At 37.9% G+C, this 26,421-nt stretch carries 28 protein-coding genes; 18 read left to right on the plus strand and 10 right to left on the minus strand.

Translation table 11 applies throughout. The features are described 5' to 3' along the window. Positions 1-68: 68 nt before the first annotated feature. From udk to CHB68_RS14195, 9 genes are all read left to right on the plus strand, one after another. Complete coding sequence (gene udk, locus CHB68_RS14155) at positions 69-683, plus strand: uridine kinase (RefSeq protein WP_089261918.1); 615 nt, start codon at positions 69-71, stop codon at positions 681-683. Then, on the plus strand, positions 683-1,015 hold the full coding sequence (locus CHB68_RS14160) for an FtsB family cell division protein (protein WP_089261768.1): 333 nt from the start codon (positions 683-685) through the stop codon (positions 1,013-1,015). The genes udk and CHB68_RS14160 overlap by 1 nt, the downstream gene beginning before the upstream one ends. Positions 1,016-1,202: 187 nt before the next feature. Further along, entirely contained in the window at positions 1,203-1,976 is a 774-nt protein-coding gene (locus CHB68_RS14165) for a ParA family protein (protein ID WP_089261770.1), read from the plus strand. A gap of 1 nt (position 1,977) precedes the next feature. Continuing rightward, the gene (locus CHB68_RS14170; protein ID WP_089261772.1) at positions 1,978-2,892 is read left to right on the plus strand and encodes a ParB/RepB/Spo0J family partition protein; all 915 of its coding nucleotides are present in this window, start codon (positions 1,978-1,980) and stop codon (positions 2,890-2,892) included. Beyond that, on the plus strand, positions 2,885-3,544 hold the full coding sequence (locus CHB68_RS14175) for a DUF5683 domain-containing protein (protein WP_179213208.1): 660 nt from the start codon (positions 2,885-2,887) through the stop codon (positions 3,542-3,544). The genes CHB68_RS14170 and CHB68_RS14175 overlap by 8 nt, the downstream gene beginning before the upstream one ends. A gap of 2 nt (positions 3,545-3,546) precedes the next feature. Further along, positions 3,547-4,248, plus strand: coding sequence for a 4-hydroxy-tetrahydrodipicolinate reductase (dapB, locus tag CHB68_RS14180; RefSeq protein WP_089261774.1), 702 nt, complete (start codon positions 3,547-3,549; stop codon positions 4,246-4,248). 92 nt (positions 4,249-4,340) lie between these two features. After that, entirely contained in the window at positions 4,341-6,056 is a 1,716-nt protein-coding gene (gene lepB / locus CHB68_RS14185) for a signal peptidase I (protein WP_089261776.1), read from the plus strand. A gap of 80 nt (positions 6,057-6,136) precedes the next feature. Next, positions 6,137-6,772: a WbqC family protein gene (locus CHB68_RS14190; RefSeq protein ID WP_317043830.1), complete on the plus strand. Its 636-nt coding sequence runs from the start codon at positions 6,137-6,139 to the stop codon at positions 6,770-6,772. Further along, positions 6,765-7,085 (plus strand): DUF6122 family protein, encoded by a 321-nt coding sequence (locus tag CHB68_RS14195; RefSeq protein WP_089261780.1) that lies wholly within the window; start codon positions 6,765-6,767, stop codon positions 7,083-7,085. The genes CHB68_RS14190 and CHB68_RS14195 overlap by 8 nt, the downstream gene beginning before the upstream one ends. Here the strand turns inward: CHB68_RS14195 and CHB68_RS14200 are convergent. From CHB68_RS14200 to CHB68_RS14230, 7 genes are all read right to left on the minus strand, one after another. Further along, positions 7,066-8,049: an endonuclease/exonuclease/phosphatase family protein gene (locus tag CHB68_RS14200; RefSeq protein WP_179213209.1), complete on the minus strand. Its 984-nt coding sequence runs from the start codon at positions 8,047-8,049 to the stop codon at positions 7,066-7,068. The two genes, CHB68_RS14195 and CHB68_RS14200, sit on opposite strands and share 20 nt — an antisense overlap. A 48-nt stretch (positions 8,050-8,097) precedes the next feature. Next, a complete protein-coding gene (locus tag CHB68_RS14205; protein WP_089261784.1) occupies positions 8,098-8,976 on the minus strand; it encodes a rhomboid family intramembrane serine protease in 879 nt (292 codons plus the stop codon). Between the two features lie 3 nt (positions 8,977-8,979). Continuing rightward, positions 8,980-9,723 carry a rhomboid family intramembrane serine protease gene (locus CHB68_RS14210; protein WP_089261786.1) on the minus strand — a complete coding sequence of 248 codons (744 nt, stop codon included), beginning with the start codon at positions 9,721-9,723 and terminating at the stop codon, positions 8,980-8,982. Further along, complete coding sequence (mutL, locus tag CHB68_RS14215) at positions 9,724-11,580, minus strand: DNA mismatch repair endonuclease MutL (RefSeq protein ID WP_089261788.1); 1,857 nt, start codon at positions 11,578-11,580, stop codon at positions 9,724-9,726. Between the two features lie 2 nt (positions 11,581-11,582). Then, the gene (locus CHB68_RS14220; RefSeq protein ID WP_089261790.1) at positions 11,583-11,879 is read right to left on the minus strand and encodes a riboflavin synthase subunit beta; all 297 of its coding nucleotides are present in this window, start codon (positions 11,877-11,879) and stop codon (positions 11,583-11,585) included. Positions 11,880-12,003: 124 nt separating this feature from the next. After that, the gene (gene ribH / locus CHB68_RS14225; RefSeq protein WP_089261792.1) at positions 12,004-12,486 is read right to left on the minus strand and encodes a 6,7-dimethyl-8-ribityllumazine synthase; all 483 of its coding nucleotides are present in this window, start codon (positions 12,484-12,486) and stop codon (positions 12,004-12,006) included. Beyond that, the gene (locus CHB68_RS14230; protein WP_089261794.1) at positions 12,486-13,253 is read right to left on the minus strand and encodes a tetratricopeptide repeat protein; all 768 of its coding nucleotides are present in this window, start codon (positions 13,251-13,253) and stop codon (positions 12,486-12,488) included. The genes ribH and CHB68_RS14230 overlap by 1 nt, the downstream gene beginning before the upstream one ends. Positions 13,254-13,375: 122 nt before the next feature. On the opposite strand from CHB68_RS14230, the gene recF reads away from it, so the two are divergent. The 3 genes from recF to CHB68_RS14245 are packed head-to-tail and all read left to right on the plus strand — an operon-like array spanning position 13,376 to position 15,170. Further along, entirely contained in the window at positions 13,376-14,455 is a 1,080-nt protein-coding gene (gene recF / locus CHB68_RS14235; protein ID WP_089261796.1) for a DNA replication/repair protein RecF, read from the plus strand. Between the two features lie 2 nt (positions 14,456-14,457). Beyond that, positions 14,458-14,874 carry a hypothetical protein gene (locus CHB68_RS14240; RefSeq protein WP_089261798.1) on the plus strand — a complete coding sequence of 139 codons (417 nt, stop codon included), beginning with the start codon at positions 14,458-14,460 and terminating at the stop codon, positions 14,872-14,874. After that, a complete protein-coding gene (locus tag CHB68_RS14245; RefSeq protein ID WP_089261800.1) occupies positions 14,874-15,170 on the plus strand; it encodes a DUF721 domain-containing protein in 297 nt (98 codons plus the stop codon). The genes CHB68_RS14240 and CHB68_RS14245 overlap by 1 nt, the downstream gene beginning before the upstream one ends. A gap of 93 nt (positions 15,171-15,263) precedes the next feature. On the opposite strand, the gene CHB68_RS14250 is transcribed toward CHB68_RS14245, so the two are convergent. Together CHB68_RS14250 and CHB68_RS14255 are read right to left on the minus strand one after the other, a co-directional pair. Then, complete coding sequence (locus CHB68_RS14250) at positions 15,264-15,683, minus strand: nucleoside-diphosphate kinase (RefSeq protein WP_089261802.1); 420 nt, start codon at positions 15,681-15,683, stop codon at positions 15,264-15,266. 49 nt (positions 15,684-15,732) lie between these two features. Further along, positions 15,733-16,758: an alkaline phosphatase D family protein gene (locus CHB68_RS14255; RefSeq protein ID WP_089261804.1), complete on the minus strand. Its 1,026-nt coding sequence runs from the start codon at positions 16,756-16,758 to the stop codon at positions 15,733-15,735. 75 nt (positions 16,759-16,833) lie between these two features. Here CHB68_RS14255 and CHB68_RS14260 point away from each other — a divergent pair, with 75 nt between their 5' ends. From CHB68_RS14260 to CHB68_RS14275, 4 genes are read left to right on the plus strand one after another with little or no spacing between them, the layout of a single operon-like run. After that, positions 16,834-17,850: a DHH family phosphoesterase gene (locus CHB68_RS14260; RefSeq protein ID WP_089261806.1), complete on the plus strand. Its 1,017-nt coding sequence runs from the start codon at positions 16,834-16,836 to the stop codon at positions 17,848-17,850. Next, a complete protein-coding gene (gene gldI, locus CHB68_RS14265; RefSeq protein WP_089261808.1) occupies positions 17,847-18,389 on the plus strand; it encodes a gliding motility-associated peptidyl-prolyl isomerase GldI in 543 nt (180 codons plus the stop codon). The genes CHB68_RS14260 and gldI overlap by 4 nt, the downstream gene beginning before the upstream one ends. A 10-nt stretch (positions 18,390-18,399) precedes the next feature. Further along, positions 18,400-19,539: a peptidylprolyl isomerase gene (locus CHB68_RS14270; RefSeq protein WP_089261923.1), complete on the plus strand. Its 1,140-nt coding sequence runs from the start codon at positions 18,400-18,402 to the stop codon at positions 19,537-19,539. Positions 19,540-19,580: 41 nt separating this feature from the next. Then, the gene (locus CHB68_RS14275) at positions 19,581-20,645 is read left to right on the plus strand and encodes a glycoside hydrolase family 5 protein (RefSeq protein WP_089261810.1); all 1,065 of its coding nucleotides are present in this window, start codon (positions 19,581-19,583) and stop codon (positions 20,643-20,645) included. A 35-nt stretch (positions 20,646-20,680) separates the two neighbouring features. On the opposite strand, the gene CHB68_RS14280 is transcribed toward CHB68_RS14275, so the two are convergent. Continuing rightward, complete coding sequence (locus tag CHB68_RS14280) at positions 20,681-22,126, minus strand: aminoacyl-histidine dipeptidase (protein ID WP_089261812.1); 1,446 nt, start codon at positions 22,124-22,126, stop codon at positions 20,681-20,683. Between the two features lie 67 nt (positions 22,127-22,193). Here CHB68_RS14280 and CHB68_RS14285 point away from each other — a divergent pair, with 67 nt between their 5' ends. After that, positions 22,194-23,261: a DUF3810 domain-containing protein gene (locus CHB68_RS14285; RefSeq protein ID WP_089261814.1), complete on the plus strand. Its 1,068-nt coding sequence runs from the start codon at positions 22,194-22,196 to the stop codon at positions 23,259-23,261. Positions 23,262-23,440: 179 nt separating this feature from the next. Continuing rightward, a complete protein-coding gene (locus CHB68_RS14290) occupies positions 23,441-26,392 on the plus strand; it encodes an amidohydrolase family protein (RefSeq protein WP_089261816.1) in 2,952 nt (983 codons plus the stop codon). Positions 26,393-26,421: the final 29 nt, after the last annotated feature.

Below are 26,421 nucleotides of genomic sequence, written 5' to 3' on the forward strand. Positions count from 1 at the left end.
AAAGTTGAATTTTAAGTTTTATGCATTTTTGATATTCAAATATGTATTTTTGCATCAAAGCAATTGGTATGTTGATTATTGGGATAGCCGGAGGGACCGGGTGTGGAAAAACAACGGTAGTAAATCAAATTATAAATGAATTACCTAATGAGGAAGTGGGTGTAATTTCCCAAGATTCCTATTACAATGATCTCTCACATCTATCACTTGAAGAAAGAAGAAAAACCAACTTTGACCACCCAAATTCTATTGACTTTGCACTTTTGGAAGAGCATTTAAATGCATTGCGAAACGGCAAATCCATTGAACAGCCCGTGTATTCATTTTTAGAGTGCAATAGAACGGCCAAAACAATCCTTACCCACCCTACCAAGGTAATTATCGTAGAAGGTATTTTGATCATGACGAATCCTGCCATCAGAAAGATGTTCGACATTAAGATTTTTGTACATGCAGATACGGATGAGCGACTAATTCGCAGATTAAAAAGAGATGTAAACGAACGAGGTTGGAATTTAGATGAGACCCTAGAGAAGTATCAGGCCATAATAAAACCTATGCACGAGCAATTTATTGAGCCAACCAAGGAATATGCGGATATTATAATACCAAATAATAAATACAATACGGTTGCCGTTGAAATCGTAAAGAGTATAATCAACGAAAAATTAATGCAGTCCTAATGTCGTTCAAAGATCTAAAACAAAAGAAGTGGTTTAAGGTAGTGACCAATATGTATGTATTGGTACTTTCCGCTTTTGTTATTTGGATGCTTTTTTTTGACACCAACTCCTTAATGATTCATTTAGAGTTGAGGAAAGAAATCAAGAAATTGGAAAAAACCCAGGATTTTTTGAAAAAGGAAATTGCAAAGGATAAAAAGATTATAGAAAAACTCTCAAGTGAAGGGGAATTGGAAAAATTTGCCAGAGAAGAGTACTACCTTAAAAAAAAGAATGAGGAAATCTATCTAATTGAATATGAGGATAGCCTAAAACTAAAGGAAAAGGAGTAGACAATTGCATGCTTAATAAGTTGTTGAAAGAAATTTAAAGGCCGTATACTACAAAACATAAGCCTTTCATTTTAAATAAATTAACGCTTTTTTAATGAATTCAATTTCATTATTCACTTAGTGTTAACAAAATCCTTTCATAAGCCCCGTAAATAATTGTATTTTTACGGCCTAACTTACTTTAAATATGGGCAAGATTATTGCTATAGCCAATCAGAAAGGTGGGGTAGGTAAAACTACCACTACAGTGAACTTAGCCGCCTCGCTAGGTGTATTGGAAAAAAAAGTGTTGTTGATCGATGCTGACCCACAAGCCAATGCCACATCTGGCCTTGGAATAGATGTAGATGGAGTGGAATTGGGCTCTTACCAATTATTGGAACATACTAAGAGTGCAAAGGAGACGATTATACCAACCACTTCCCCAAATGTAGACCTTATCCCGGCACATATAGATTTGGTGGCCATTGAAATAGAACTAGTGGATAAGGATGAGCGGGAATATATGATGAAAAAGGCCATTTTGGACCTTAAGAACGATTATGACTTTATCCTTATAGACTGTGCCCCTTCCTTGGGTCTTTTGACCTTGAATGCACTTACTGCAGCAGATTCGGTAATAATTCCTATACAATGTGAATATTTTGCCCTTGAAGGATTGGGAAAACTTTTGAATACCATAAAAAGCGTTCAACGATTGCATAATGCGGAATTGGATATTGAAGGAATGTTATTGACCATGTATGATTCTAGGTTACGATTGTCCAACCAAGTGGTAGATGAAGTAAGAAAACATTTTGGCGATATGGTATTCGATACGGTTATACAGCGTAATGTACGATTGAGCGAAGCACCAAGTTATGGGGAAAGTATTATTAAATATGATGCTTCTAGTAAGGGAGCGACCAACTATCTGAATTTGGCAGATGAGATAGTCAAAAAAAATAAGCAGACGGTTTAATATGGCAAAAGCGACAAAAAAACAAGCTTTAGGTAGAGGACTTTCGGCTCTATTAAAAGATCCGGAAAATGATATTAATACGGCAACCGATAAAAATGCAGATAAGGTAGTAGGCAATATTATTGAGCTGGATTTGGAGCATATAGAGGTAAATCCTTTTCAACCACGCTCCAACTTCAATGACGAATCCATTAAGGAATTGGCTACTTCTATAAAAGAATTGGGTGTTATTCAACCCATAACGGTTCGCAAACTAGGTTTTAACGAATACCAGTTGGTTTCTGGCGAAAGAAGGTTTCGTGCATCCAAACTGTTGGGACTGGAAACCATACCCGCTTACATTCGTATTGCAAATGACCAGGAGTCTTTGGAAATGGCATTGGTCGAAAATATTCAGCGCCAGGATTTAGACCCTATTGAAATAGCACTCTCATATCAGAGATTGATAGATGAGATTAACCTTACCCAAGAAAAATTAAGTGACCGTGTTGGTAAAAAAAGGTCTACCATAGCAAACTATTTAAGGTTGTTGAAATTGGACCCAATTATCCAGACAGGTATGCGCGATGGTTTTTTAAGCATGGGGCATGGCAGGGCCTTGGTCAATATTGACAAGAAACAGGATCAGTTGGCACTTTATGAAAAAATCATTACCAACAACCTATCTGTTAGGGATACTGAAAGTGCAGTTAAATCCTACCATACGGACGCTTCTGATAAATCTTCAAAAGAAGTAAAGAAAACGGGAAAAAAGGACCCCGCAGTTTTTGTACGTAAAGGAATCAAGGAACTTACCGATGCCCTTTCCGTGAAAGTGGACATCAAAGCTTCGGATAAGGCACAGGGAAAAATTACTATTCCTTTTAAATCACAAGAAGAATTTGACCGTATCAAAAAATTGATTACTGGTGCGTAGCAAGCTATCCCTTTTAACTTTTCTATTAATAGTATCAGGTTTTTGCTATGCGCAAGAAGAGGAACCAACCGTACCTACAGTGGTAACGGATAGCGTACCAGAAATACGTGAGAATGAAGTTGTGGTAATCAATGATTCTGTTGCATTAAAAAAAACAGAACGGGAATTTAAGCCCTTAGCGCCAAGTAAAGCCGCTTTTTATTCCGCATTGGTTCCCGGACTAGGTCAAGTCTACAATAAAAAATATTGGAAAGTACCTCTAGTCTATGGTGCCATAGGTGGAAGTATATATGCTTACACTTGGAACAATGACAATTATCAAAGCTTTAGAACTGCATTTAAAAGAAGGTTGGCCGGTTTTACGGACGATGAATATTATGATATCAACAATGATAATTTACCGGGTGATCCACCAGATTTAGATCAAGATGATCTGGAATATCAACAGGAACGGTTTCAAAGTGACCGCGACCTGTGGTTGGTAGTTGCCATTGGCATGTATGCGTTGAATATTGTGGATGCCAATGTAGATGCACATTTAAAACAATTTAATATTGACGATGATTTAAGTATAGATTTTGAACCTTACTTTGACTTAAATCAGGTGACCAACAGCCCAAATTACGGTATGGCCCTAATTATAAAATTTTAAGAATGAGAATCGCACTTTTTGGATATGGGAAAATGGGCAAGATGATAGAGCAGATAGCTTTATCTCGTGGTCATGAAATTGCGGCAAGAATTGATGAAAATACAGGTCAAATTGATTTTGGCGCCATGGATGTGGCAATAGATTTTAGCATGCCCAATGCCGCCTATAACAATATTAGCACCTGTTTGAACAATAATATCCCAGTCATATCCGGTACTACAGGATGGTTGGATCGCTATGATGATGCGGTGTCACTTTGCAATAAGAACAATGGTGCATTCATTTATGCATCTAACTTTAGTTTAGGGGTGAACATTTTTTTTGAACTGAATAACTATTTGGCAAAAATGATGCAAAACCTCCCCGAGTATAAAGTTTCCATTGAGGAAATCCATCACACTCAAAAATTAGATGCCCCAAGTGGTACAGCCATAACTTTGGCAGAAGGTATTATTGAAAATTCTGACTATGGGCAATGGAAGTTAGACGAGGATACCCAGGGTACAATACCGATAACGGCAAAAAGAATTGGCCAAACACCGGGTACACATACTATAGATTATACTAATAACATAGATAGCATTGAGATAAAGCATACTGCCCATAATAGGGAAGGATTTGCGCTTGGTGCAGTAACCGCTGCAGAATGGATTGTTGGCAAAAAAGGTGTATTTTCCATGCGCGATGTGTTAAACCTTGGTTAAAAAACGTAACAATAGATAGTTGTAAAGACTGATGGATCATTGATGCCTTACACTGTGGTTAGCAGTGGGTCTTGATTATAAAAACAAAACATATGAATGCAACCCAGTGGATAATTTTTATTTTAATTGTTCAAGTCATACATTTTTTAGGCACTTGGAAACTTTACGTCAAAGCAGGAAGAAAAGCTTGGGAGGCAGCAGTTCCCGTATATAATGCAATAGTGTTGATGCAAATTATCAAAAGACCTAAGTGGTGGGTTATTTTGCTTTTCATACCTATTATCAATCTATTGATGTTCCCGGTAATTTGGGTGGAGACCATTAGAAGTTTTGGAAGAAACAGTACGTTGGAGACATGGATAGTAATAGGTACCCTTGGTTTCTATATTTATTACGTAAACTATTCCTTGGAAGTATCCTATATTCAAGATCGCAGCTTACAACCTAAGACAGCAACGGGAGAATGGATAAGTTCCATACTATTTGCTATTGTGGCCGCTACATTGGTTCACACTTATTTTATACAGCCCTACGTAATACCTACGGGCTCGTTGGAGCGTACATTGCGCATTGGTGATTTCCTTTTTGTAAGTAAGTTTCATTATGGGGCAAGAACACCAATGACAACGGTTGCAGCACCTATGGTGCATGACACCTTGCCCATATTGGGAACACCTTCATATTTAAAAAAACCACAACTACCCTATTTTAGGCTGCCCGGTTTTACCAAGGTAGACCGTAATGATATTGTAGTATTCAGTTGGCCAGCAGATACGGTCCGTGTATTCTTTAAAAAAGAAAAAGGGGTAAAAAAACCAATTGATAAAAAATCAAATTATGTAAAACGGTGTGTAGGACTCCCAGGGGATTCATTGGAAGTACGTAATGGCTATGTATTTATAGATGGCAAACAATTGGAATTACCTGGAAGTGCCAAACCACAGTTTGATTATACCATTTATAGTGCTAAAGGAGTTTCTTCCAGATTACTGTTGCAAAAAGGTATAACCAGTTTTACCCGTAAGTACATTTCAGGACCCATAAATCAAGAGCAGGTCAACGGGTTACAAGGTTATGTGGTAGGCTTTAATCAATCCGCCAATGGGCAAATAGAATTATATACCGGTAGTTCAGGGATACCGGCCAATGTAATTTCCAATTATAGACTATCCTTGAAAGAAGTAACGGATCGGGAACGAACCATACCCTTGACCGCTGATATGGTAAGGGCACTTAAGTCAGATTCTAGCATAGATTCTGTGGTTCAAAATGTCCAGCCAAAAGGTAAAAGAGGAACCAATTTATTTCCACAGAGTACGGACTATCCTTGGAACTATAGTCAAATGGGACCAATTTATATTCCTAAAAAAGGGGCTACCGTAGATTTAAATTTAAAAGTATTACCGCTCTATAAAAAAATAATAAGGGAGTATGAAGGCAACGAAATATCCGTTGCAGGAAATCAGATTAGTATTAACGGCACACCAACGGACACCTATACCTTTCAGCAAGATTATTATTGGATGATGGGTGATAATAGGGACCATTCAGAAGACAGTAGGGCTTGGGGCTATGTACCTGAAAACCATATTGTAGGCACCCCTATCTTCATTTGGATGAGCTTTGATAATTTTGTCGATGCAAATGGAAACCCGAATAAAATATGGAAATGGAAACCTAGATGGGACCGCATATTCACCACCGTTAACGGTGAAGGACAACCACAATCCTATTTCAAATATTTCTTGATTCTTTTAGGTGTTTATTTTGTTGGAAATTGGTTCTGGAAACGAAAAAAATCAAAATAGGTATAAATAAGTAGTTTAGGCGATTGTAACGTAACTACCTGATCATTATAAATATACTTTGACGTAATTAAAAATATATAATGAAGATGAAACTAATTCATCCTACATATTTTCCAAATATCCATACATTTAGTTTTATCGCAAATGAAAGTATCTGCTGGGAACTAGAGGATAATTACCAAAAGCAGACTTTTAGGAACAGGACATATATTTCTACGGATCGCGGAAAACATATTTTAAGCATACCAATTGTTCATGTAGGGAAAGAATTTGGAAGACAACGCTATAAGTCAGTGGCATTGGACCACACCTATCCTTGGCAACGCCAACATTGGAGAACATTGGAAACAGCTTATAGAACCTCTCCTTTTTTTGAATTCTATGAAGATGAGATAAGACCGCTATACACCCAGCCTTTTGATTTGTTGATGGATTTTAACTTAAAGACCATTGAAGTAATATTAGATTGCCTTCAATTACAAATGCCCTCAGAAACAACCAGCTCTTACGAAGACAAACCTGCTTTATACAAGGACTACAGGTTTTTGGTAAATGCCAAATTAGACCATGATCTACATTTTGAACCTTACACCCAGGTTTTTGGCGATCGGCATGGGTTTATCCCTAATTTAAGCATATTGGACCTCTTATTTAACTTGGGTCCAAATGCACTGAGTTATTTGAAGCAAGGTATTTTGCCTAAAACACATGGTTAGATTTATTGCCCACTACGGCATACATTTTATAGTACCCTTAGTTATCGCCTTTTATTTTTATAAGGAAAATAGATTACTGGCTACGCTTATTCTTTTATCAGGAATACTTATTGATCTTGATCACGTTTTGGCCACCCCAATGTTTCAGACAAATAGATGCAGTATAGACTTTCATCCGTTGCACAGTTATTTAGCCATTGCTATTTATATATTGTTATTTACGTTTAAAAAAACTAGAATTTACGGTTTGGCGCTTCTACTGCATATTCTGGCAGATACGGTAGATTGCCTTTTTATTCGTTCCCAATTTTAATCGTAGCCATAATAGGCTCATGATCAGAGAGATTTATTTCATAATTATGATGAGACAGTACTTCATAGACGGGGTCTACCAGAATAAAATCTATCCTAAAAGGAAATTTCCAAAAATTAATGGTTTTGCCATATCCATTTCCCTTTTTCAAAAAAGTATCGTTTAAACTACCCTTTATGGTAAAATACGAATTGGAAAATTGCGTATTGTTGAAATCTCCGCAGACAATTATAGGATATGGACTTTTATTGATAAGGCTGCGCACAATAGTAGATTGCTGTTGTTGCTTGGAGAATGAGTTTCGTAGTCTTACGAACAATTTATCCGATCGTTCCCTCTTAATACTGGAAGGTCTTATGTTTAAGGATTCTAAATGTAAATTATAGACCCTAATAGTATCTTTTTGAACTATAACATCTGCATAAACCGCACTGTTAGATGACTCGGGAAACTCTATTATTTCCTTATTGATGATCTTGTGTTTTGAATAAATTGCCTGAATTACCTTATCCTCGTCAACATCAAAATTAAAATCAACATATTTATACGGGTATTCTTCAAAAAAGTGCGAGCGTATTTTTCTATAATCGAACTCTTGAAAACAAACAATATCCGGATTCTCTCGTTGTATAAATTTTACTATGGTATCTCCAGCCGTACTCTTCCACTCATCTTCCTTTCCCCTAAACCCTAAACTATTAAAACTCATAATGGATAGGGTATTAGAAGTATCTTCCACTTCTTCAATGCTATTGAATACTACAAACGTATCCAAAGCAAAATATCCATAAATTAGGACCGAGAGCGATAATAGCATTCTAATATTGAACTTAAAAAGCCAATAAAGAAAAAACAGCATATTCACGAACACCAAAACCGGTACGGCCAAACTTACAAAAGCCAAACTTGCTGATGCTGTATATGGTACAATACATGCCAGCAATAGAATGAGGAAAAAAATCATGTTTAAAGCAAACATGATCTTAGCGAAAAATGAAGATATTCGCATATACTAATTTTCTTTGCCCGCTTTAAATAAAAAATCCTTTTCTGCTTTGGAAAGGCTCTCATAACCGGACTTACTGATTTTATCCAAAATGGCATCTATTTTTTTCTGATGCGTTTTTTTGTCATAATCCTGAGAAGACCCAAAGTTAGCAGTTCTCTTCTTGTTTTTATAAACCGTTTTCATAGGGGCTTTTTTACCTGTGGTCTTGAACACGTTGACCACATTGTCCATTAATTTTGAAAAACCGGAACCTATATCCGTACCTTTCAATAACTGACTGGCATAAAAATATCCTAGAAATGCACCTCCCAAATGTGCTAAATGTCCACCGGAATTACTTATGGGCAACTGAATCAGGTCCAAGAGAACCACCCCGGCACCTACCATCCAAAGCTTTACGTTAAAAAAAATGAGTCTAACTTCTTGATTTGGCAAATAGGTACAAATAAAAATAAGAACCGCACTGGCCCCCGCAGAAGCCCCTATCAAATAGGCATTGGTATTAAAAAAAGCAGGAAATATATTGTAGCCCAGTACAAAAGTAAGCCCTCCTAGAATGACCCCCAAAAGGTATACCGTTAAAAAACGCTTGGCATCAAAAAGGTTAAGGAATATTCTACCAACAAAATATATGAGCAACATGTTCCAGAACAGATGACCAATGCCTCCATGAAAAAAAGAATAGGTAATGATGGACCATGGCTGATAAACAATATCCATCAAGTTATTGGGTAGCTCAAACCATTGTACAATGCTATTTTTAGAAATCCCCAATAAAAAAGGTACAAGTCCGTTGACGACAAAGACCAGTACATTTATGGCAATAAGCTTTTCAGCTACGTTTAATCTACTCCATTGATATCTTATATCCGGTTGTGCCATAATTTAATTCCACCTATTGTTATTAAATTGATTTTTTTTCCAGTACCACATCATTAGGAAGCCGAACAATGCACCACCTACGTGGGCAAAATGTGCAATACCTTGACCAAACAAACTATAGCCCGTTACCCCAGAAAATAAATCTAAAGCTATTAAAACCGGAATAAAATACTTGGCCTTAATTGGTACTGGCAAAAACAATAAAAATAGTTCACTGTTAGGGTAAGACATACCAAAGGCCACCAAAACTCCGTAGATGGCCCCAGAAGCTCCCACTACTGGAGTATTAAAGGCTCCCAAAAAGTTATCTATGGTAGATTTACCTGCAATCTCATACCATTGCGTACTATACTGCCCACTATTGATAATTTCCAGAATATTACTTTCAGTCAACCCTGCACTCAAAAGGGCGTTCATACCCGCATTGTAATAATAATAATTGACACCTATATGAATCAAGGCCGCCCCAAGTCCTGCTGAGATATAAAAGAACAAAAACTTGTTTCTACCCCACATACGCTCCAAAGGTGAACCAAATGCATACAATGCATACATGTTGAATAAAATATGCATAAACCCACCATGCATAAACATGTGGGTAACAATTTGCCATAATTGAAAATGGTCGTTTTTAGGAAAATACAGCGAAAACCACTCGTACATTTGGTCTCCGTACATATTCGTTGCAATAAAAAACAGTACGTTTATTATTAGCAAATGTTTAATGGTCTCGGTCAATCTACCCATTTATATAAATTTTCGTTCTATATCGTTCTCTGTAATCATTATATATACTTTCTTATTAAACGGGCTCAAGGTAGATTCCTTACAGGCGAACAAGTCATTGACCAGTTTTTGCTGTGAAAATTCATCCAAGGTTTCTCCCGTTTTTACGGATAGCGTTTTGGCCAATGTTTTTGCCAACATATCACTTTGTGAAAAACTATCTCCTGGAACTTCCTGCTGAAAATCTGACATAAGCTGCTCCATGATCATCTGCACCTCGCTTTCTGCTACCAGTACAGGAACACCCTTGATTTCCACACCTTCATTGGACACCTCTCCAAATACAAAACCAACCGTACAAAGGTTATCCTTTATCTCATCTAATATTTCTATTTCACTTGGGGTAAATGACAAGGTCAAGGGAAACAACAACTGTTGGCTTACCGCTTCCTTTATGGTAATGTTCTTTAAAAAATTCTCATATAATACCCGCTGATGAGCCCTGCTTTGGTTAATGACCACCATACCGGATTTGATAGTGGTAATAATATACTTTTTCCGTAACTGAAACGTGTGGGTTACATGGTCCGCCGCTTCATTATCAGATTCAAAAATACTACTGTTCACGACTTCAGATTCAAATTCCAAAGTACTATTATTACTGCTAGGATGATCTACGGCGACCTCTAGACCGGCATACATGTTTTCCCAACCCTTGGCACTTGTTTTAGTGTAATTTCCAGAAGTACCGCCTTTAGATTTTTTGACCTCTTCAAAAGGATTGAACGAAGCATCTACGACAACTTGTGGAATACCAACTTTTTTACCTTTGTAGGCATATGGAGTTTCCAAATTCTGGTCCTGCTCAAAATCAAGTGCAGGTATAACGTTAAATTGGCCCAAACTATGTTTCACCGCAGATTTTAGCATGGCGTAAAGAGTGTGCTCATCGTCAAACTTCACTTCGGTTTTAGTAGGATGAATATTAATATCTATGGTACCGGGATCAACCTCTAAATTTAAAAAATAACCAGGATGCGTACCCGGTCGTATCAACCCTTCAAACGCACCTAAAATGGCATGGTGCAGATACGGACTTTTTATAAATCGATTATTGGCAAAAAAGAACTGTTCTCCCCTACTCTTTTTGGCAAATTCAGGTTTCTGAATATAACCCGATATTTTTACCACCTGTGTATCCTCTTCTACAGGCACTAACTTTTCGTCTGTTTTCCTGCCGAATATATGGACAATACGCTTTCTAAAATCATTGCCGGGCAATTGAAAAACATCACTGCCATTATTGTAAAAACTGAATGCAACTTGAGGATGCGCCAATGAAATTCTATGAAACTCGTCTGTAATATGCCTATACTCTACCTGATCGGATTTAAGGAAATTACGTCTGGCGGGAATATTGAAAAACAAGTTTTTAACCAACATGGAGGTACCCTTAGGGGCCACCACCACTTCTTGAGCTACGACCTTGGAACCCTCTATCTTAATTTTGGTGCCTATTTCATCATCTTCAGTCTTGGTAAGCATCTCTACATGTGCAATTGCCGCAATAGAAGCGAGCGCTTCTCCCCTAAAACCTTTGGTATGCAAATTAAATAAGTCCTCTGCCTTCTGGATTTTAGATGTGGCATGGCGTTCAAAACTCAACCTGGCATCGGTACCGCTCATACCTTTACCATTATCAACTACCTGAATCAAAGTCTTACCCCCATCCTTAATTATAAGTTTTATTTCAGTGGCGCCTGCATCTATGGCATTCTCCAACAATTCCTTGACTACGGATGATGGGCGCTGAACCACTTCTCCTGCAGCAATTTGGTTCGCTACATGGTCTGGTAATAATCTAATAATATCGGCCATTATTAAGAAAAGAAAATTGAGAGTTCAAAATCAATAATATAGAGAAAAATAAGTATGAGTACCGCCAAAATTACGGCCATTCTTATTTTAATGTTCCGATCACCCTTTCTTTTGGTATCTTCAAGAGCACTATTGATTTTATTTTTAAGTCCCCTAGAGGTATGTAAGGTACTTCTAAACTGATCGAACTTTGGTTCTATTTTGTAAGGGTTGGCTTTATCCTTGTTATCATAATACCTAGGATTATATTCAAACTGCCTGTTTTTTCGTAACCTCGTTATTTTACTCAACATCCCCATAATACCAAAGTTACTTAAAATAGAAAAATAGCACCCTAAAGGAATGCCAAAATTTGTTAACAGCTATATGGACTGTAGAACTAATCTATAATCAGTTAACAAATAAGTAAATAAACAGAAAGCGCTAGTTTCCTAGAACAGCCATTTTAATGGCGGCTATGGCAGCCTCAGTACCTTTATTGCCATGTTTTCCACCACTGCGATCAATGGATTGTTGTATGTTATTATCCGTAAGTACACAGAAAATAACGGGTACATCCATTAAAACATTCAGGTCCTTAATTCCTTGGGCGGTTGCATCACATACGAAATCAAAATGTTTGGTCTCACCCTGTATTACGCTACCTATGGCAATAACCGCGTCTACTTTTTGCGTTTGGATCATTTTTTTTGCACCAAAGGTAAGTTCAAAACTACCTGGAACATTCCACCGTAAAATATCCGTTTCCGTTACCCCACAATCTAACAATGCCTCCATGGCACCCGAAAAAAGTCCTTCCGTAATTTGGGAATTCCATTCAGAAACAACAATCCCAAACCGAAGTCCTTTCGCGTTTGGGATTGTTGCTTTATCGTAAACTGATAAATTTTTATTGATCGTAGCCATTATGCACCACTTTTAGCCATTCCTATAAATGCATCGATACTACCGGCATTTTCAGATTTTGGATACTCGTCCTTTATTCTTTGGAAAAAGCCCAAAGCTTTGTCCTTATCACCCATTTCAAGAGCGGTAACACCTGCCTTGTAAAGAAATTTAGGCGTAGTATAATCATTGGTACTGTGGGCCACTGCTGCCTCATAATATCCCAAGGCATCTTCCGGCTGATCTAATTGCATAAAGGCATCACCCAATCCGCCTTTGGCAAGTGCCCCCAATATGGCATCATCGGAACTGAAGTTTTCCAAATAATTGATTGCCTCTTGGTATTTGTTCATATTCAAGTAGGACATACCGGCACCATAGTTTGCCAAGTTTGCAGCTTGGGTACCACTATATTCCTCTATAATATCCTTAAAGCCGTACTTACCTTCTGCACCTTCCAAAGCCAATGTAAACAATGAATCTTTGGCAGTTGTACTTGTCAACGCCTGATCAAAGTATTGCTGGGGATAATACATTTCGTTAGCCGCACTGGTCTCCTTTGGTTTTACCACAAATTGACTATAGGCCAAATATCCCAAAACACTAATTGCAATAACCCCTATAGCACCCAATATATAATTTTGGTTTCTAGAAACCCACTCCTCTGACCTTGAAGCCCCTTCGTCCAAGGAACTAAATACTTCTGCGGTAGTACTTTCTTGCTCATCGAATTCTTGCTTTTCAGCCTTTGTTTCAGGTTTGTATCCTCTTTTCTTATATGTAGCCATCTCTAATTTTATTGGTCGCGCAAAAATAAAGTTTTTATTGAAATCCAATGGTGTATTTATTCGTTATTTTTGGATATTATAGGGTAGTTATCGCCTAATAAATCCCAAATTCAAGAATTTTAATGTTACTGAGACAATTATCATTAATCAATTATAAAAATTTCGAATCAAAAGAATTAGTGTTCGATGCTAAGATTAATTGTTTTGTGGGTGATAATGGGGTTGGCAAAACCAATATTCTGGATGCCATTTATCATTTATCCTTTGGTAAGAGTTATTTTAACCCTGTTTCCTCCCAAAATATAAAACATGGCACCGATTTTTTCGTCATTGACGGATTATTTGAGAAAGACGACCGTGAAGAAAAAATCGTTTGCAGCTTAAAGAAGAACAATAAAAAAATAATTAAACGTAATGGCAAAGCCTATGACCGTTTTTCCGACCATATTGGTTTTTTGCCTTTGGTCATAATTTCCCCGGCAGACCGTGACCTCATTGTTGAGGGAAGTGATACGCGCAGGAAATTTATGGACGGGGTCATATCACAATCTGACAAGGGATATCTTCAACACTTGATCAATTATAATAAGATATTGTCCCAGCGCAATGCACTCCTAAAGTATTTTGCGGCCAACAGAACCTTCAATAAGGACACATTAGCAGTATATAACGAGCAACTTGCCGCGTATGGTACCGCTATCTTTGAAAAGAGAACAGCGTTTATAGAAACTTTTATTCCCATCTTTCAGGAGCAGTATAGGGCAATTACCGGTGGCAACGAACATGTAAGGCTCACCTATAACAGTAAGCTTTTGGATAATGGACTAATTGATCTATTGGAAAAAAACCTGGATAAGGACAGAGCGCTACAATATACGAGCGTAGGTATACACAAGGACGACCTTAACTTTGAGATCAACGAATATCCTATTAAGAAATTTGGGAGCCAAGGACAACAAAAATCATATTTGATCGCCCTTAAATTTGCCCAATTTCATTTTATGAAATCGCAAAGTAATACTACCCCGATCTTAATTTTGGATGATATTTTCGATAAATTGGACGAGCATCGTGTTGCACATATTATATCTTTGGTTAACAATGAAAATTTTGGCCAGATCTTTATAAGCGACACCCATGCCGATCGAACGGAGGACGTGGTAAAAAAAATTCATCAGTCCTATAGAATCTTTAAATTATAAACATGCGTTATATAGCGTTACTAACATTGTTTCTAGCAACTTCCTGCAGCACCGCCGTGGATACCAAGGACCTTCCAAACTTAAATGGTTATTGGGAAATTAAGGAAGTACGCTTTACCGATGGCACAAAAAAGGAATATAAGGTTAACAGTATGGTAGATTATATTACGCTAGATAGCTTAAACGGTTTTCGTAAAAAAGTACAGCCAAAATTTGATGGTTCTTTTGTAACCTCCAATGATGCAGAGCCGTTCAAGATCCTTATACAGAACGATTCCATTTTTATGGAATACAATAATGACCTTACCCATTGGCGAGAAGCTTTACTTTCAATTAGCCAAGATTTTTTTTCCGTTAGGAACGAAGAAGGTATTATTTATCATTATCAAAGATTTGAACCAATAAACATTACACCATAATGTCAAAAAGACAAAACGATAACCTATCAATGAAAGAAGCCCTTTCCGCTTTTATCCAGAAAAACAAATTGGAAAAAGGAATGGATAAGGTGAATGCAAAGGATGCATGGGTGAGGTTAATGGGTAACGGGGTAAATAATTACACTACCGCTGTTGAACTCAGGAACGAAACACTTTATATATCGCTCTCCTCTTCCGTTCTGCGTGAAGAACTGAGTTTGGGAAAATCCAAAATCATTACCATGATGAACGAGGAATTGGGAAAAGAACTTATAAAAAAATTGATCTTACGGTAAAAGATTGTTTGACCTTAAACCATTATCAAATCTTATTAAAACAAAGAACCGGCCTAATAGGCCGGTTCTTTTGTTTATAACCTATTTAAGTACTTAGTAAATTTCCCTTCCTGAAAAGTGAAATGCACCTTCTATTGCTGCATTTTCATCACTATCAGAACCATGGACCGCATTTTCTGCAATATCCGTAGCGAACAGTTTACGAATGGTACCCTCTGCTGCCTCCGCAGGATTGGTTGCACCTATCAATGCCCTAAAATCTTCCACTGCATTTTCTTTCTCCAAAATGGCGGCAACAATTGGTCCTCTGGTCATAAATTCAACCAATTCACCAAAGAAAGGACGCTCTCTATGTATACCATAAAATTCTTGCGCATCCCTTAAGCTAAGTTGCGTATATTTCATGGCCACTATTTTAAATCCAGAAGCGGTAATCTTTTCCAATATAGCCCCTATATGTCCATTTTCAACGGCATCTGGCTTAATCATAGTAAATGTTCTATTCGTACTCATATCTTAATTTTTGCGCAAAAATACATTTTTCCCCATAACTGACAACTATTCAAAAGACTTGTTCCATTTTCTCGAGCACCACTCCACCGTCACCAACAATTTGAAAATCAATCTTTTTTGCTTTAAAATTGAAATTTAAAAGACCAAAACTTTCCGTAAAAATAACCTTACCTACCCTATAAGGGTTTGGTTCTCCTGTAAATCCTCTATAAGTATGGGTAAGACCACTACTTGTAAAATCTATAAGCGGATACTCCATTCCGTCAAGGCTTTTTCTTGAAAATTCAGATATGTGTCTATCACCGGATAATAGGACAACCCCTTTGGCCTTGGACTTAACGATAGTTTGCTCCAAACGGTCTACTTCATGGGGAAAGTTCCCCCAAGTTTCAAAACCATGCTCCCGTGAGAGAAATTGAATACTGCTTACGATAATATTAAAATCGGCTTTGGAATGGATCAGTTCATTTTCTAACCACACCCATTGCCCTTCTCCCAAAATAGTTCCAATACCATATTCATTAGGTTTAATACGTTTCTTCGTTTCATGGTCAGGGGTCAAAGGGGTTCTAAAGTATCGGGTATCCAAAATAATGATTTTAATGCTGCCCTGATCTATATTAAAATCCTTGGTACGGTAGACCCCTTTTTGGGTTCTTAACGGGCTTTGCATAGGAACACGCATAAAGTTCCAAAATTCTTGTTGACTTTCATCTTTAGAGGTATATTCTACGCCCCCATCGTTTAAACCGTAATCATGGTCGTCCCATGTGCCCAAAACCTCTGTGACATTGACCAGTTTGCTATAACCAGGTACGGCCTGTTGGGCATCATACATTGCACGCAATAAGGACATATCACCTGTATCCGCATAAATATTATCTCCACCCCAAATCCAAACATTAGGATTAGAATCAACTATATCGTCCCATAATAAATTAGGAAGTTCTGTCTTATTGCAGGAACCAAAGGCCAAAGTGAAATCTACCTCATGTGCGGAGTCTACCACCCCATGCTTAGGGGCAGAGCAAGATAGAATCAAGACCGCTATCAAATAACTGAGCGTTTTTTTCATGTCATAAATTTATGGACAAGTAAAATTAAACGATTCCATTTAAAGCCTATATTATTAAATTGTATCTTTGCCGCCATGAATTTAGAGCACCTAAACGCGCTTAAACAGTTACTTTCCACACCAAGGAAAATTGCGATTATACCCCATAAAAATCCGGATGGTGATGCCATAGGTTCAACCTTGGCGCTCTGGCATTATGCAATTAATAAAGGTCATAATGCCAGTATCGTTTCACCTAACGATGCTCCAAAATTTTTAAAATGGATGCCCGGAGCGGATAAAATCCTAAATTTTGAAAAACAGAATACCCAAGCCAAATCATGTATTGGAGCGGCAGACGTAATCTTCACATTGGATTTCAACCACTTGGGACGTGTTGGGCAAATGAGCGAACTATTGGAAGAATCATCCGCTACATTCGTAATGGTTGACCACCATCAAGAACCATCGGATTATGCAAAAATCATGTATTCCGATGTAACCATGAGCTCCACTTGTGAAATGGTATATCATCTTATAGGACTATTGGGCGACGTAAATCAAATTACTAAAGAAATGGCCAATTGCATCTATACCGGTATCATGACCGATACCGGGTCGTTTAAATTTGCTGCAACTACAAGTAATACGCATAGGGTGGTCGCAGATTTAATGGACAGAGGTGCAGAAGGTACAGAAATTCACCATCGTATTTACGACACCAATTCACCCAGTAGATTACATTTACTAGGATGTGCCTTAAAAAACATGGTCATTTTGGAAGAGTACCATACCGCTTATATCACCTTAAGCCAAGAAGAGTTGGATAAGTACAACTATCAAAAAGGAGACACCGAAGGTTTTGTAAACTATGGGTTAACCTTGGACGGCATTAATTTTGCCGTAATTTTTATTGAAAACAAGGAGGAAGGCATATTGAAAATATCTTTTAGGTCGGTAGGTGATTTTTCCGTGAACGATTTTGCAAGAAAACACTTTAATGGCGGCGGCCATACCAATGCCGCTGGAGGAAAGAGTGAAGATTCCATTGAAGATACTATCAAATATTTTACTTCGTTATTACCACAATACCAGAATCAATTACAGTCATGAGAGTAGTTTTTTTAGCATTACTTTTAATACTTGTATATAGCTGCAATGGGCCCGAGCCAAGAAAACCTGTACAGACAAAAAGCGGCAGTTTTTTTAAGGCTTCAATAGAAAGAAGCAGAAAATTATTGGAACAAGAAGAAAAAAAGATCCAGCAACTTATTAAAGCGGATTCATTAAAACATTATACCCATAGTTCATCTGGATCTTGGTATACTTACTTGGCCGTTAACGACACCACGGACTATACCCCACAAACAGATGATATCGTAGTCTTCAATTATGATGTATTAACCTTGGACAATGACACTATTTATTCTAAAAAAGATATCGGTGTAGTTACCTACAAAGTAGATAAACAGGAACTTTTTCAAGGCCTTAGGGATGCCGTCAAGCTATTAAAGGAAAATGAGCGTGCCACATTTCTTTTTCCATCATCCTTGGCATTTGGTTATCATGGTGACGAAAACAAGATTGGCAGCAATGTTCCCATAAAATCTACAATTACAATTTTACAAATAGAAAAACAACAGGAAAATTAAAATGAATATTATGATTAAGAACATGTATATTATTGCAGTTGTTGGGCTAGTTATGGCCAGCTGCAATACTAGTAAAAGAGCAGATTTGGGCGATGGTCTTTTTGCTGATATAAAAACCAATAAAGGAGATATCATTGTTAGGTTAGAGCAGGAAAAAACACCTATAACGGTAGCCAATTTTGTTTCCCTTGCAGAAGGTAAAAATCCGTTTGTCAGCGAGCAGTACAAAAACAAAAAATTCTATGACAGTTTAACATTCCATAGAGTAATGAAAGATTTTATGATCCAGGGAGGGGACCCATTAGGAAACGGGCAAGGCAATCCTGGATACCGTTTTATTGATGAGTTCAATGACTCACTGGTTCATGATAAAAAAGGAATACTGTCCATGGCCAATTCTGGCCCTTCTACCAATGGCAGTCAATTTTTTATAACCCATAAGGCAACGCCTTGGCTGAACAATAAGCATTCCGTTTTTGGCGAAGTGGTGGAAGGGTTGAACATTGTTGACTCTATTGCCAATGTTCCTGTAGGAGCAGGAAACAAACCCATAGAACCCGTAACAATGAATACTATAGAGATTATCAGAAATGGTAAGGAAGCACGTAAATTCGATGCCGTAGAGGTCATGACCAACTATTTTGACAACGAAGAGGAAAGACTAGCGGCCATAGAAAAGGAAAAAGCTGAAAAATTGGCGGAAGTACAAAAAATAAAAGCTGAATTTGCCTCTCAAATAGAAGCACAAAAAGCAAAAGCAACGGCATTGGCATCTGGTCTAAAGGTTTTGACATTGAACGAAGGTTCTGGAGATAAACCAAAAGTTGGCCAAAAAGTAAATGTAATGTATGCAGGTTACTTAATGGACGGTAGCTTGTTTGATAGTAATTATGTAGAAATTGCCAAAAAATACGGCACCTTTGATTGGAACAGGGAACAAGCTGGTGGTTACATGCCAATTCCTATGGATTATTCACCGGAATCCCGTTTGATTGCTGGTTTTAGGGAAGGTTTATTGACCATGAACGTAGGTGATAAAGTACGTTTGTTCATACCTTCACATTTGGGCTACGGAGCTCAAGGTGGTGGTCCCATCCCTGCAAATGCAGATTTGGTGTTCGATGTTGAGATTACAGGAGTAGTAGAATAAAAATTTACAAAGACCAATATAATCGGTAACTTTATACAGATATGTATAGAGCAATTCATTTACCGATTGTATTGGTTCTTTTTTTAAGCATCAATTTATCATGCGCCTCTAAAAATGAAATTGGAGCCGCGCCAAATTCCAACCAAGAACAATCCACCTCCACACCTACCGGCACCAATGAGGTGAACGAAAAAGAGTCTTTTGTATCCCTTCATGGACAATTGCGCGTAGAAGGTAATAAAATAGTGGATGAGTATGGAAATGCCGTACAATTAAGAGGCATGTCTTTTTTCTGGAGTCAATGGATGGGCAAATACTATACTCCCGAAACGGTTTCATGGCTAAAGGAAGATTGGCAATGTACCGTGGTAAGGGCTGCAATGGGCATTGAAGATTCTGAAGGCTATATAACCAATCCACAAGCCGAAAAAGACAAAATTTTTACCGTTATAGATGCAGCAATAGCCAATGGAATCTATGTTATTGTAGATTGGCATAGTCATCATGCAGAGGATTATGAAGATGAGGCCAAACTATTTTTTACCGAAATAGCACAAAAATATGGAGCCCGCCCAAATATAATTTATGAACTGTACAATGAACCCTTGGACGTTTCTTGGATTAATGTTCTTAAGCCATATCATGAAGCGGTCATAACGGAAATAAGAAAATATGATCCGGATAATATTGTTATCTGCGGTACCAGAAATTGGTCACAACAGGTAAATGAAGTCATAGGCAATGAAATTGAAGATGATAATGTAGCCTACACATTGCACTACTATGCCTCATCGCATAAACAGGACTTACGTGATATAGCCCAAAGCGCGCTGGACAATGATATTGCCTTATTTGTTACGGAGTTCGGCACTACGGATTATTCGGGTGATGGATTGATTGATGTACAAGAAACCAATACCTGGTGGAAGTTTTTGGATGACAATGCCATTTCCTGGTGCAATTGGTCCATAGCGGATAAAAACGAAAATTCTGCAGCATTACAGCCAAATGCAAGTACCAGTGGTCAATGGCCAGATAGTGCAATTACCCAAAGTGGCCGGTTAGTACGTGAAGAATTAAGAAATAAAAATCCTAAGTTTCAATAACCCTTTAAAAGGTTTTCTTTTGGTTTATCTATGATCTATGGGGTACGCCGTAAGATTTCCTGTAAAAATTTCCAAAACTTCTGAACCGAACCAATATGAACACGTTCATCTGGGGAATGCGCCCCTAAAATGGTAGGCCCAAAACTAATCATATCAATCTCTGGGTAATTCTGTCCTAAAATACCACATTCCAAACCTGCATGGCAGGCTACCACCCTAGGCTCATGCTGAAATAAATTGGTATATGTCTCTTTTGCTATAGCCAATATGCGTGAATTTGGATTAGGGTTCCAACCAGGGTAGGAACCACTGTAAGCTACTTCAAAACCAGCCAATTCAAAAACCGAACGCAAGGAATTTGCCAAATCCAATTTAGCGGAATCCACAGATGAACGCGTTAAACAGCCCACCAAGATTTCACCATCCTTGACCATTACCTTGGCTATGTTATTGGAAGTTTCCACCAATCCTTCTATTGTGGCACTCATAGCATAAACTCCATTGGTTGCTCCATATAATGCTTTTATCAATTTTCCCTGCGCACCAAGGCCCATGACCATTTTGGCCGGCTTAACTTCTGCAAGGGATATTTCCAATTCAGGTTCCTGGGCAAGTAACTCGTTTTTGATTGCTTTTGAAATTTCATTGAATTTTGCAGTAAAGTCGCCAACAGACTTTTTACCAATATTTAAAATACACGTACTTTCCCTTGGTATTGCATTACGTAAACTTCCTCCTTCTAAATATGCAATACGCATATTATAAGGTAAACCTACGTACAATAGGCGGTTCATAATTTTATTGGCATTGCCCAACCCCTTTACTATATCCATTCCACTATGTCCACCCTTAAGGCCTTTAACAGAAATTTGATAGCCAATATCACCGTGCACACTAGATTTTTGATTGTAGTTTCTGGTGGCCGTAACATCTATACCTCCGGCACAACCAATATCTATCTCATCATCTTCTTCCGTATCAAGGTTTAAAAGAATTTCACCTTTTAGGACACCACCTTTTAATCCAAAAGCTCCGGTCATTCCCGTTTCCTCATCTATGGTAAATAAGGCTTCCAAAGCCGGATGTTCAATAGTATTGCTCTCCAGTAAGGCCATTATAGCGGCAACGCCCATTCCATTATCCGCTCCTAGTGTGGTTCCCTTGGCTTTTACCCATTCTTGGTCAATGAACATTTCTATACCTTGGGTTTCAAAATTAAATTGGGTATCGGTATTTTTCTGATGCACCATATCCAAATGGCTTTGTAGGGTAACCATTTTCCTATTCTCAAATCCCAAAGTAGCGGGTTTTCTAATAATCACGTTACCAATTTCATCTGAGAAGGTTTCCAGCCCCAATTGTTTGCCAAAATCTATCATAAAGGCAATGACCTGTTCCTCTTTTTTGGAAGCTCTGGGCACCGCATTCAGATTTGCAAAATTTCTCCAGACGGATTTTGGTTCCAATTGATCAATATTCATATTATTTGTTCATAGTTAGTGATGGCAAAAATACTGATAGAAAAAGGATTTCGCTATTTTTGAATCAATGAAGATATCGTTTAAAGATGCAGTAGCCATTTCGCTTATCCCCCAAATAATCATAATAAAATGGTTAGGGAAACACACACAATGGATAGAGATATATTACAGTAAAGGTATATATCCGTTTGTTTCCAAAATCTTCAGGACCCTATTTGGTTGGATACCTTTTTCCGTTGGCGACATTATTTATTTTGCCTTAATTTTTAGTGCCCTCTATTATTTAATCCGATACTTTTCCCATATCAAAACACACAAACTTGCATTTTTAAGAGATGTGGCCATGGTACTTTCTATTGCGTATTTTACCTTTCATTTAATGTGGGGACTAAATTATTACAGGGAACCCTTGTCTACATCCTTAAATTTGACCGAAACCAAGGATTACCAACAGTTGGTCACTTTTACCCAGCAATTAATAGAAAAAACCAACCAAGCACAGATCAACATTACCAAAGACTCAACAATAGCGGTAAATGTACCCTATACCCATAAGCAAATGTTTGAAAAAACCTTGGAAGGTTATGAAAATTTGGCAACCCTTCACCCTTTCTTAAACTATACGACGCCCAGCATTAAAACATCCTTGTTCAGTACCGGGCTGACCTATATGGGCTATGCAGGATACCTAAACCCTTTCACCAATGAGGCACAAGTTAACCGCCTTCTGCCCAATTTTAGGTTTCCTATTGTTGCCGGTCACGAAATAGGACATCAATTGGGATACTCTGCTGAAAACGAGACCAATTTTATAGGATACTTGGTCACGGCCAAAAATAAAGACCCCTATTTTCAATATGCGGCTTATGCATATGCACTAGGATATTGCTTAAACGATGTTAGGCGCGGAGACATTGAAGTGTTCAATGAATTACTGTTAGGACTAAACCCAGGCGTAAAAACTAATTTTCAGGAGATGGCGGTTTTTTGGAACTCCTATGAAAACCCGCTGGAGCCAATGTTTAAATCTGTATTCAACACATTTCTAAAAGCCAATAATCAGTCACAAGGCATAAAGAGTTACAATGCTGTGGTAGCTTTATTGATTGCGTATCATAAAGAGCATCCGTTATAGATGATCGCATGTTGTAAAATCCGTAATTACAATCATAAAAACCAAGCCATCGTTCAATAATTTAAGATTAAAATACAGATTTCCAATTTTGGCTTGGACAACTGTTAAACAAAAGCGAAAAATACGGGATATACTATTGAATCCCAGTATTTTTAAACAACTAATTCAAACTAACAAAAATGAAAAAACTGACGTTGGCCCTATGCCTTTTATGGTGTAGCACATCTTTATTTGCACAAGAGTATTTTCCGGAAAATGCAGGAGTAAAAGCAAATAACAATAATTACACTGCTTTTACGAATGCGAAGATTTATGTTTCTCCCACGGAAATTATCGAAAAAGGAACCTTACTTATTCAACATGGAAAAATTGTAAATGCGGCAGCATCCGTAAACCTACCAAAAAACACGGTCGTCATTGATGTCAAGGGTAAGTCCATTTACCCTTCTTTTATTGATGTATATTCAGAATTTGGTGTAGAACAACCCAAAAGAAAACCGGGCGGCGGTCGCTCTGCCCAATATGAACCTTCTAGGGAAGGTTATTATTGGAACGACCATATCATGCCGGAAAATAAGGCAATTGCTAAATTTTCTTATGATGACAAAAAAGCCAAAGAATTACGTGAAGCTGGTTTTGGTGTGGTAAACAGTCATATCCAAGATGGAATAGCACGTGGAACCGGCGTACTAATTGCACTTAATTCAGAAGGTACGGATGCCAACAGAATTCTTGAGGACGAATCCGCACAATATTTTTCATTAAAGAAAAGTATATTGAAAAGACAATCTTATCCCGGTTCCTTAATGGGAACCTTGGCCCTATTGCGACAAATGTATAGTGATGCCGATTGGTATGCCAAGGGAAATGCCTCTACTACGGACCTTTCATTAGAAGCATTGAACGCCAATAAAAGTCTGGTACAGATATTTGAGGCAAAGGATAAGGGTAATGATTTACGGGCAGACAAAATTGGTGATGCCAATGGTATACAATACACCATTCTTGGTGGTGGAAACGAATTTGAACGCATAGCGGAGATAAAGGCGACCAATGCTAAATATATCATTCCAATAAATTTTCCTGATGCCTATGATGTTTCTGACCCTTATGCAGAAGGCTATGTATCCTTAAGTGATATGCGCTATTGGAACCAAGCACCTGCCAACCCCAAAATTCTGTCAGAAAACGGAGTTGTGTTTTCATTGACATTGCATGATTTAAAGTCCCCTGCGAAATTTAAGGAAAAACTGGCAAAGGCTATTGAATATGGATTGCCAAAAACAAAGGCATTAGAAGCCCTGACTACCGTTCCAGCACAAATCTTAGGGAAATCCAACATCATAGGATCCTTGAAAAAAGGTTCATTGGCCAATTTTTTAATTACTTCCGGAGATGTATTTGAATCTTCCACCACATTGTACGAAAATTGGGTACAGGGTACTAAAAATGTAATCAATGATATGGATATTAAGGACATTCGTGGAGATTACGATATGGTGATCCAGGGCAAAACTTATACCATGTCCGTTACGGGTGAACTGTCAAAACCAAAAGTTGAAGTAAAACAGGATACCGTAAAGTTAAGTTCAAAAATTTCCTATGACAATGACTGGGTAAATGTTTCCTTTACCACCAAAGAGGAAGATACGTTTAGAATGACCGGTGCCGTACTACCTACGACCGATAATCTTTCCGGCAGATTAATATTACCAAACGGTACACAGACCCAGTTTACGGCCAACAAGACAAAATCCTTTGAGGAAAAAAATGATAAAGATTCCCCAGCGGAAGAATCCGTAAAAATTATGCCCGTAACTTTTCCCAATGTAGGTTATGGTTTTGCCGTTAAACCTCAACAGGAAACAATGTTGTTCAAGAACGCGACGGTTTGGACCAGTGAAGATGCAGGCATTCTAGAAAATACAGATGTACTTATTAAAAATGGTAAGATCACTAAAATTGGGAAAGATTTAAGTGCCGGTGGTGCAAAGGTCATTGATGCTACGGGAAAACATTTGACCGCGGGCATAATAGATGAACATAGCCATATTGCGGCATTGGCAGTAAATGAAGCAGGTCAAAATAGTTCTGCGGAAGTTAAAATGGAAGATGTAGTAGACCCGGAGCATATGGGTATCTATCATTCACTTGCAGGTGGTGTAACCTCGTTACAGTTACTTCATGGCTCCGCCAACCCTATAGGTGGCAGATCGGCCATATTAAAATTAAAATGGGGTGAAGAGGCAGACGGTCTCATCTATGATAATTCACCCAAATTTATAAAGTTTGCCTTGGGTGAAAACGTAAAACAGAGCAATTGGCAAAGTTATTCCCGTTTTCCACAGACACGTATGGGTGTAGAACAAATGTTGATGAATTATTTTCAGCGTGCTAAAGAATATGATACAAAAAAGAAAAGCGGTGTACCATATCGTTATGATGAGGAAATGGAAGTCTTGGCAGAAATCATCAATGGGGAACGTTTTATCTCTTGCCACTCTTATGTACAGAGCGAAATTAATATGATGATGAAGGTTGCTGAACATTTTGGTTTCAAGGTCAATACCTTCACCCATATTCTAGAAGGTTATAAAGTTGCCGATAAAATGGCCGAACATGGCGTGGGCGCAGGTACCTTTAGTGATTGGTGGGCTTATAAATATGAGGTGAACGATGCAATTCCCTATAATGCTGCAATTATGCAAAAGCAAGGTGTAGTTACTGCTATTAATAGTGATGATCGTGAAATGATGAGAAGATTAAACCAAGAAGCTGCCAAAACAATCAAATATGGAGGTATGATAGAATTGGAAGCTTGGAAGATGGTAACCATTAATCCTGCAAAACTTTTACACTTGGACAATCGCGTAGGTAGCATTAAAGAAGGTAAGGATGCAGATGTGGTTCTATGGTCCGGTAATCCCTTGTCCGTATATTCCAAAGCAGAAAAAACGATTATTGAAGGAGTTACTTATTTTGATTTGGAAATGGACAAGCAAAAGCGAGATGCTATAAAAAAAGAAAGAAATGAACTGGTGACCATGATGCTCAAGGAAAAAGCGGGCGGTAAGAAAATGCAAGGTCCAAAAAAATCAATAAAAAAGAATTTTACCTGTGAAAGCCTGTAACCATATCATCAGTAAGCAGTATCTAAACT

Source organism: Maribacter sedimenticola, from assembly GCF_900188415.1.
Classification (GTDB): Bacteria; Bacteroidota; Bacteroidia; order Flavobacteriales; family Flavobacteriaceae; genus Maribacter; species Maribacter sedimenticola.